We start from the raw sequence: 9,177 nt of genomic DNA on the forward strand, positions 1-9,177 counted from the left end.
AGCTACATCCTACAGAGATATGGACTCAACTTCTTCAACTAGCACCACGCGTAATCAAAAATATGACTAGTATAACTAGCATCCCCCACCCCCATTTTCCTCGCAGAAAGGTGCTATAATGAACATGTAAATCTTAGAAATACATTACCCACAGGAGGAAAATCCCATGCGTAAAGCAATACCGATGCTAGATAGCAACTTGACTACAGCAGAATTTTTAGACTTGATCCCATCCGCCTTCCAATCTGTCGTCTTTGGCACGATTGCCAACGGCCGGCCTTATACTAACGTTGCAGATATTGAACTCTGCCATAATGGCAAGCTCTACTTCGCGACGACTTACCAAAAGAGTTTTTACCAGCGCCTGCACTCTCTTCCCTACGTCTCTATCACCGCGCTTAAAGGTGAAGAGACCATGTCCAGCGTTGGCTTTACCTTAAACGGGACGGTCAAAGAAGTCGACCTCTCCTACCTTGACAAGATCTATGATCAGCATCCCGAAATGCTGGAGATCAACAAGACGGACTCTGAACGCCGGGAACTGCTCCGGCCATTTGAAATCACCCCTACTGATGGCTTTGTCTACGACCTGCGGCAAACCCCAATTTTTCAAAAGGCCTTCACCTTTTAATTCCATGCAAAAAGCGACCGAAACTATATCATGTTTCGATCGCTTTTTTGCTGAAAAATCTATTAGTCTTGCTTAATCTCCTCTAAAACGATCCCCTGGTAAAGCTTGACAGTTACTAAGTAGTAAACCAGGTACAAGAGGAAGAAGGCCAGGAACGGAACCCAAATCTTGTAGTATGGGTCTGGCAAAAGAAGCGTGAAGAACTTCAAGCCAAAGAGCACGTCCAGGCTGCCAAGCACCGCCGGTGCTACAAACAGGATGGCAATTTCCTTTCTGATCGCCCCCTTCAAGACACTGTTTCTAGCCCCAAGCTTGTAAAGCATCTTGTAGCGCATTTTGTCACTGGCTGCTGCTGACAGGATCTTAAACATCAGAGTTGAAGCCAGCATCATCAAGAAGGACAAGCCGAGGAAGAGTCCCATGAATTCAAAGCCTGAGCACATTGCCGCGATCTGCTGGTACAAAACAGGTTTGGTGAATTCGAGATAACCGTAAGTCATGGAATCTTTCTTAAACTGCTTCATTTCTTGATCAGTAAGTTTGAGAAGAAGCTTGTTGTTTTTGGCAAAATCCTTAACCTTGTAGAAAGTGATGACCTTGGTTGTCAGCTTCTTTTTGGCAAAAGCTGCATCTGACAAGGCAACAAAGCCCTTTGAAGAATCTTCTGGAAACAGGCTGGCTGCTTGGGCAGAGTGCTGAACCGTAGCCGAAGTCTGCTTGCCAGTTAAAGTCATGGAATTTACCTTAACCGTGTGGTAGATCCGCCCTTCCTTGTCAATCGTCTTCTTCTTGTCTGAAGAAGCAGCGTTATATTCTTGGATCTTGAGCGGTGTCTGGTCAATTTCACTTTTCTTGACATAGAGGACGCCGTTTTTCTCATCAGCCTTGTAGCTGTAAGTAACTTTTTCCTCTGTACCGATTTTTTCAACCTTGTCAGCCAGCTTCTTCTGCTTGCCAACTAAGACAAAATCGTAGTACTGAACGTCAGTCATGGCATTCTTTAAATTGTTGAAGTTGATGCCGACTGTAATAGCGCCAAGGGCCAGGGCCAGCATAATTGAAATAGCTGACAGGATTCTGGTATAGCCATGCAGGCGGAACTTGAGTTGGCCCAAAGTGTATGGCCGCATCCCCTTGTAGAGGAAACCGTGTCTTTTCCGCAAAAAGTCGATCACTGTCACGAAGAAGGCGTCAAAGATGAAGTAACTGCCCAAAACGATAGTAACCAAAGCAATCGGAATTGCCTTCAGCTGCAAAGTAGTTACATTTCCCATTGCCCAGTAGCCGGTAGCCAAAAGAACTACACCAGCGATAGCCTGGATAGTCCGCAAGACTGGCCGACTCTTCAGCTTGCTTGGCTTTTGGTCTTCTTTTAAGAGATTGATCAAGGTAGTCTTGGTCAGCTTGACCGCGTTCCAAGAAGCGGCCAGGAAGAACAAGGCGACAAAGAAGAGCAAGGTCCAGAGAACTGCTGGCAGGTAAAGCGGGTTAAAGTGAGCCAAAGTCAGCCCTAGCTGCTTGACCATCAAAGCTGAAACCAGTTCAGTTAAGCCTACGCCTAAAACAATCCCGATCCCGGTTGCAAGAAGGCCAGTCACCAAAGTTTCAGCGAAGATCAGCTGGCCGATCTTGCCGCTTTTTGCCCCCAGCATCATGTACATGCCGTAGTCCCGCTTTCTCATGCTCAAGAGGAAGCTGTTGGCATAGGCCAGGTAGACCAGGGTCAAGATGGCCAGAAGGACGATACCGAAGGAAAAAATAAACTTGGTCGCTGCCATGGTCAGCTGGCCGGCAACGCTGGACTTCAAGAAAGATGGGTTAGCGGCCAGAGTCAAGAACATGTAGAAGATCATGCTGGCGGCACTAAGGCCGGAAAACAGGACCAGGTAGTCTTTTAGCCGGCTTTTTAGCCCGGTCATTGACAGTTTAAAAATCATGTTAATCCCTTTCTCTAATCAACTAATCGGCGTTTCCCTGAGCTGGCTGATCAGCTTCTTGTAAAAGTCCTGCCGCTTCATGTCACCGCGCTTGATCTCTTCATCAATCAAGCCGTCCCTGATAAAAAGAATCCGGTCAGCAAATGACGCTGAGAACGGGTCGTGGGTAACCATCAAGATTGAAACCTGGTCTTTCTCATTAAGCAATTCCATCGTGTCCAGCAAAGCTCTGGAAGACTTGGAGTCCAGAGCCCCTGTTGGCTCATCGGCCATCAAGATTGCCGGCTCATGAACCAAGGCTCTGGCAGCAGCAACTCTTTGCTTCTGCCCGCCGGAAATAGCGGCTGGGTACTTTTCCAAGACTTCGCTGATGTTGAGCTTAGCGGCAATCTTATCGACCTTGGAGTCAATTTCTGAGCTCTTTACCCCTTGCAAAGACAGTGGCAGAGCGATGTTTTCTCTAGCGGTTAGGTTGTCCAGAAGGTTAAAGTCTTGGAAGATAAAGCCAATTTCTTTAGCTCGGAAGTCAGCCATCTGGTTCTTCTTCAGCTTGGCAATGTCCTTCCCATTGATCGTAACCTCGCCGCTAGTCGGTTTATCCAAGGTAGACATGATGTTCAAAAGCGTCGTCTTACCAGAACCGGAAGTCCCCATAATGGCGACGAATTCACCCTTGCCCACGCTAAGCGAGACTCCTTTTAATGCCTGGTACTGCTTCTCCCCTTTTTTACCGTAAGTCTTCGTCACATTGTTGACTGTCATCACTTTTTCCATAGTTACCCCCTAAATCGTATCGGTGTATTACTGCTGTGATACACTAAATGATACTGGACTATTTTAGAATCGTCAATAGATTTTTGCGCTTTGTAAAAAAGCTGTAACAAAAAGCCACTAAAGCTTTTTAGTGCTTCAGTGGCCTTTTATTCTTCAGTTTTCCTGAGTTTTCGGGTCGATAAACAAAATTCTGACTCTGCAACGGATATGGTGCTGGTAGTCCATTTGGCAGATCTCGCTAAAAATCTGCAGTTTCTTGTTGCAGCGCATGGCTAGGGCGGTGTCCTGCTTATTCAATTTTCCCAGTTCATCCCCTTCCAGGGTGCAGACCGTAATCTGCTCGTAAGGCGGGTTTAGCTGCAAAGATAAGAGCTGTCCTACTTCTGCCTGCTCAAGGTGTTTTTGCCGGCTCTCTCCTACAATGTCTTCACCATCTGTTTCTAAGAGCCAGCTTTCGATGTGTGGAAGATTCGCCAGAACCGGTTCAGTCATTTTCTGGTAGATGGCTAAACCAAGCTGGATGACCTGTCTTTTTTCATCAATAGCCTTGATAAAGGCGAAAGTTTTTTGCTCACGGTTAGCTATAGCAGCTTTAACCAGGTTCGCGATGCGCGGGTTCGGCAAATAGCCCAGGATCTGTCCTTGGCAGGCAATCAGTACATTGTCGCCATCGTCTACAAAGTTGACTTCCATTTCTGGTTGGAGCAGGTACCACTCTGGCGTGCACTTACTGCCTCTCAGCTCGATAGTTTGGAAATACCGCATTCTGTAGTGGTTGTCGTCAAAATGTTCAGCTTGCCCCCGGGTGTATCTAAAGGCCCCGTACAGACGCTCATATTCGCGTTTAGCAGCTAAATCTTTTTGCCGACCATCATAGACGGACTTGCTGGCGATCTTTTGAGTCAGGTAATTGACGATCTGGACTACTTCGCCAGTCAGTTCCGGATCATAGGGGAAAAACAGAGGCTCGTTGGCGGGGATGCCCGGCCCTTCCTCATAGCCGAATTCCAGCAAGGGCTCAGCGACATATAGATTGCTGACGCTAGTAAGGCAAAAATTAGCCAGGTCAGCTGTATCACAAGGGATGATGAAGTTTGAGTCGTCTTTTAAGTCAGTAAACTTGATCGCCTTGCTGGTTATGGTCAATATTGCGTTTTCGTCTTTGATTTGCCAGCTTTCACCGGCTTCAATCCGGCTGACTGGGCTGTTATTTTGGCTCGTCATCCTGTTTACCTCAGTTAATCAAAGGGGTCTTAAGTGGTTACTGCAGTTCCTGTTTCAATTTAAGTATTTTGCTCTCGATTTCTTTAATCACCTGCATAAAAGTCTCATCATCTTGGCCAGTTGGATCTTCAAGTCCCCAGTCTACCCGCTTTTTTGCAGGCAAATAAGGGCAGCGGACGCCGCAGCCCATGGTGATTACGTAATCAACGCTAGGCAGATCAGCGAGGGTCTTAGGCTTTTGCCCATCGGCCAGCATATCGATGCCATAATGCTCTTTGATCAACCGAACCGCGTCGGGATTGATCTGATCTTTCAAGTCAGTGCCGGCTGAATAGGATTCAAAGACATCCCCGGCCAACTTTTTGCCTAAGGCTTCAGCGATTTGGCTCCGGCAGGAATTGTGGGTGCAGATAAAAGCTACTTTTGTTTTGGTCATGATATTCTCCTGTTATTTTTTCTCAAGCAGGCTCAGGCCGCTGATGGTAAGGTCACTAGAATCGTTGACGAAAGAGAAAGTTGGGATGCTGTCCATGCCTTCATCTAAGGCTTCCATCAAAATCATGGCAAAAAATTCAAACCAGCTATCCGTTGGCACATCATTTCTATCATCTTGTGGGGTCAGCCAGAATTTAGTCGCTGCTTTTCTTGTTTTGATATTAAGCGCCAGGCCTATTGCAGTGTTATAGAAGTCAAAAGTGGCTTTGAAAGAATGAACATCTGGATCATTGATCTCAATTCCTAATTCTTCGGGGATCTCAGTTTCCGTGATCATCATTCTGCCGGTGATCTTACCATATTTTTCTTCAAAATTTTGGATCGAACCACGTTTTTTAAGTTCAGCTTCTACCTCGTCAAACAAAGCTTCGTTCTCTAACATACCAGTTTCCTTTCCAGCAAGTTGTAACCGATTGCTTATGATCTCTATTATAAACTAAAAGCAGCATCCCCTGCACTAAATAAAGATGGGTGCTGCTTATGTAACTTAATTCAAATTTCTACTTAAAGCTCAACAAGAACATTGGCGACTGCCAAGTCGTGCCATCCGGGAAGGTAACATCGATAGTAACGTAGCTGCTAGATTGCTCATTGTAGCTGTAATCGTCACGAATTTCGTACTTGGTCCCCCTTGGCATATCAGCGGTGTTGCTAATGAAGTCTTGCGGCTTAAGCAACTGATAGGTATCCCCTTCAATATCCGTGCCTACTGGCAAAGTGATTGAAGAGCTCTTCAAAGCTGGATGATAGACCAGGTTATCTGGCTGACTGACTGTCAAGGTAAACTTCTGGCTAACTTGGTATGAATCATCAGGATACTCAACCAGGATATAGTAGTCATGACTGCCTGGCACCGTGGTATCGGGATCATCTGCTAAAGGGTTCCCATCCGCACGGCAAAAACGAAATTCTGTCGTATTCCTAGTCACTTCAGCAGGGTCATTAGGGAAGTAACCAACGGGGTTAGTCACAATGTCCTTTCTAATATCGATATAGTGCCCATAAGGTACGGTGGTATTCTTGACAGTCACATTGTACGCATCCGCTTGTGCAGACTTGACTACAAAGGATACCGGCCCCACCGTTTCTTTTGAACCATCTGGGTAGGTAACCAGAATATTAGTCTGATAGAAGCCGCCCTTCTTAGTGTTTACTGGCTTTACAAAAGTATAGTTCGTCTCACTTGGGAGATCCCAGGTATTGGTAATGTAAGAATATGCATCTTTTGAGAAGGAGTCTCCCCAATCAAGTGTTGTAGTCCAAGCTTTAACCTTTGGGCTGTACTTCTGTGCCATCGATAACGGCTTTTTGCTAGTCTTCTTTACTGTCTTTGAAGGTTTCTTAGTAGTCTTTTTGACTGTTTTTTTAGCGCTCTTCTTGGCAACCTTCTTCACAGTCTTCTTACCGCTTTTCTTCACTGCCTTCTTAGGCTTGGCTGTCTTTTTTACAGTCTTAGCTTTAGTGACTTTCTTCTTGCTTACCTTCTTAACGGCTTTCTTATTGGTCTTTTTGCTGGCCTTCTTCATTTTGGCTACAGATTTCTTCTTAGCCTTGTAAGCCTTAAACCACTTGGTCTTTTCTGGGGCAGTCACAAAGTAGAACTTCCGTCTGCCGGCTTTGTACTTGTTGCTCTTAATCACCCAACCACCGCCAGTGCTCATGAACCACTGTGACCGATAAATGATAGAGCCTTTCTTTACCTTGCCCGCAAGGTAAAAAAAATTTTCTCCTTGGCAAGTTCCCGTCTTAACGCGATAGACCTTCATAGTCTTAGTGACTACAACCTTCTTATTTGCAACTTTGGCATAGTCGTACCCATTAAGGTAGCCTGCCTGCACAGGCTGAACGGTCGTAGCGACCAAGGACAAACAGCCAACAAATGCTAGTATTTTCCTTTTCATGTTATTCACCTTTCCTAACTTAAACATCCAACTTGATCATATCCCTAAAATCCGTCCATGAAAAGGCTTTAATTAAAAAGCCGCATACATTCGTACACAGCTTTGCATATCTAAAATTATGTTAACTAACTTCTAAATTTCATTTTGTTTCCGGGTCATTACCAAAACTGCTAGTAAGTAGAAAACTAGCCCAGTAACTAATAGAACAACAACTGACACCCAGGCTGGCGCAGTATGGCCATCATATACGAAGACAATCCCAAACATTTCCTTGATCTCTTTTAATACACTTTTCGGCTGATTGGCGAAGTTGGCCTTAATTGCAGGCTTCATCAAAAGCTGCCGGTAAAGTACTGCTGAGTGAGCACATGGGAAATACTTTACCATCCATTGAACGTTGTCTGGCAAACTTCCAATTGGAATATATGCCCCAACCAAGAAACCGATTAAGGTCCCGACAATGGTGCTGGCTGCTGAGTAGGAGCTGTTGGTTTTCAAGAAAGAAATTATGAAGGAAGCAATCGCCGATGAAGCAAAGGCTGACAAGACAATTACACCAAATAACTTTAGTAAAATCTCTATATCCAACACTGCCCCGCCGGCCAGACCCAGGTAGAATTCCCCAAAAATCAAGGTAAAAATAGACATGATGATGCTGATGATGAAGCCAGTCACGATATAGCCACCAGCGACCTGTCTTCTGCTGACCGGGGATGAGTAAAAGTCCTTGATCGCCTTATTCTCCCAGTCGCTGATCATTACCCCATAAGCTCCCAAACTGGTCGTAATCGACGCCGAAGCCAGCATCCCCGCCAGCATCCAGGCCCGCATCAAGCGGTTTGGATGCGGCAGAAACTTTAAGCCACTGTTAATCGAATCGCCAATGAAGAAGATATACAGGGCAAAAATAATGATGACGCTCAGCATCGAGAAGAAAACCGAAGCCCTGTCTCTAAAGTAAATCTTGAGATTTCTTTTGACCATAGCGCTCATTCTCTTAACCTCCTCCCTGTGATGTTCAAGAAGACGTCATCCATCGTTCCGTGCAAGACTTCAAAGCTCTGCAGCTGGTCCCGCACCTCTTCTACGATATCGATGGCGTCCATGGTGTTCGCTAATTCAACCTCATAGTGGTCTGCTTCCTGCTTCCACTTAAGCGAAAGAGTCGTCAGTATGTTGTCTAAACCTTGTCCTTGTTTTGGATACAGTTTCAAACGGTCGTAACTGTAGCGCTCCTTCAAGCTGATTGGACTGCCTTCGGCAACAATCTTTCCTTGATCTAGAATCACCACATAGTCAGCCGCGGCAGCTTCTGCCATATAGTGCGTCGTTAAAAAGATGGTCATTCTCTGCTCTTTTCTCAAACGCTGGATTGTCTCCCAGATATGCTGCCTGGTTTGCGGGTCAAGTCCAGTTGTTGGCTCGTCTAAAAAGAGAATCTTCGGCGTGTTTAACAGCGCTCTGGCGATATCTACCCGCCGCCTTTGCCCGCCGGACAATTTTCCGTATTGCCGCTTAAGCAGGTCTTTAATCTCAGTATATTCAGTTGCCCGGGCAACCGCAGCTTCCACTTTTGCCTTGCTGCGATAGTAAAAACCAGCTCGAAGTGTCAAGTTTTCAAGAACTGTTAGCCTTTTATCCAGCAGTCCCTCTTGAAAGACGATTCCGATCTTCTGCTTGATCGCTTGGGCCTGTGACTTCATGTCAAGACCGGTCAGCTTGATCTCACCGGAATCAAACTTGGTCAAAGTCGACAGGCAGTCGACCGTTGTTGACTTGCCGGCCCCATTTGGGCCTAGGAAGGCAAATAACTCGCCCTCACGGACTGCAAAAGAAATGTCATTGACAACCTTCAAGTCCCCATAGGACTTAGAAAGGTTCTTAACTTCAATAGCATTCTTCATCATTTTGCAACCCCTTTCTATTTATATTTCTAAAATAATTTTACATCTGCTAGGATTTTCTTGGGTAAAATCTAGGTAAGATGCCAAAATACGGGACTAAGTTGCGGAGGTACAAGAAAAGGCCACGCTGGTTAGGCGTGACCTTCTGAGTTGTGTTGTGTTAGAGTTGTGTATCTTAAAGGTTATTTCAGAATGAATTTTTCGAGTATTTAAAAGAAAATATCACTTGTTATGTATCGAGTAAGTGAGTTGAATTTAATTGATCTAGAAATATAGTCAATAAGCAAGAGAGAGTGAAGATTTAAACTATG

General features: G+C 45.4%; 9 protein-coding genes. 1 reads left to right on the forward strand and 8 read right to left on the reverse strand.

Annotated elements, in window-relative coordinates:
- Positions 1–166: 166 nt before the first annotated feature.
- A complete protein-coding gene (locus ACI32D_RS04025; protein ID WP_439775361.1) occupies positions 167–631 on the forward strand; it encodes a pyridoxamine 5'-phosphate oxidase family protein in 465 nt (154 codons plus the stop codon).
- 62 nt (positions 632–693) lie between these two features.
- Here ACI32D_RS04025 and ACI32D_RS04030 read toward each other — a convergent pair whose 3' ends face one another.
- The 8 genes from ACI32D_RS04030 to ACI32D_RS04065 form a co-directional block, all read right to left on the reverse strand.
- A complete protein-coding gene (locus ACI32D_RS04030; RefSeq protein WP_439775362.1) occupies positions 694–2,568 on the reverse strand; it encodes an FtsX-like permease family protein in 1,875 nt (624 codons plus the stop codon).
- 18 nt (positions 2,569–2,586) lie between these two features.
- Positions 2,587–3,342, reverse strand: coding sequence for an ABC transporter ATP-binding protein (locus ACI32D_RS04035; RefSeq protein ID WP_439775363.1), 756 nt, complete (start codon positions 3,340–3,342; stop codon positions 2,587–2,589).
- A 153-nt stretch (positions 3,343–3,495) separates the two neighbouring features.
- Positions 3,496–4,566, reverse strand: a complete 1,071-nt coding sequence (locus ACI32D_RS04040) for a hypothetical protein (RefSeq protein WP_439775364.1) — start codon at positions 4,564–4,566, stop codon at positions 3,496–3,498.
- Positions 4,567–4,603: 37 nt separating this feature from the next.
- Complete coding sequence (locus tag ACI32D_RS04045; RefSeq protein ID WP_439775365.1) at positions 4,604–5,002, reverse strand: arsenate reductase ArsC; 399 nt, start codon at positions 5,000–5,002, stop codon at positions 4,604–4,606.
- Between the two features lie 12 nt (positions 5,003–5,014).
- Entirely contained in the window at positions 5,015–5,443 is a 429-nt protein-coding gene (locus tag ACI32D_RS04050; protein ID WP_439775366.1) for a hypothetical protein, read from the reverse strand.
- Positions 5,444–5,561: 118 nt separating this feature from the next.
- Positions 5,562–6,701 (reverse strand): Rib/alpha-like domain-containing protein, encoded by a 1,140-nt coding sequence (locus ACI32D_RS04055; protein WP_439775367.1) that lies wholly within the window; start codon positions 6,699–6,701, stop codon positions 5,562–5,564.
- 393 nt (positions 6,702–7,094) lie between these two features.
- Positions 7,095–7,955, reverse strand: a complete 861-nt coding sequence (locus tag ACI32D_RS04060; protein ID WP_439775368.1) for an ABC transporter permease — start codon at positions 7,953–7,955, stop codon at positions 7,095–7,097.
- Positions 7,952–8,869 carry an ATP-binding cassette domain-containing protein gene (locus ACI32D_RS04065; RefSeq protein ID WP_439775369.1) on the reverse strand — a complete coding sequence of 306 codons (918 nt, stop codon included), beginning with the start codon at positions 8,867–8,869 and terminating at the stop codon, positions 7,952–7,954. The genes ACI32D_RS04060 and ACI32D_RS04065 overlap by 4 nt, the downstream gene beginning before the upstream one ends.
- Positions 8,870–9,177: the final 308 nt, after the last annotated feature.

Source organism: Lactobacillus sp. (genome assembly GCF_051873315.1).
Classification (GTDB): domain Bacteria; phylum Bacillota; class Bacilli; order Lactobacillales; family Lactobacillaceae; genus Lactobacillus.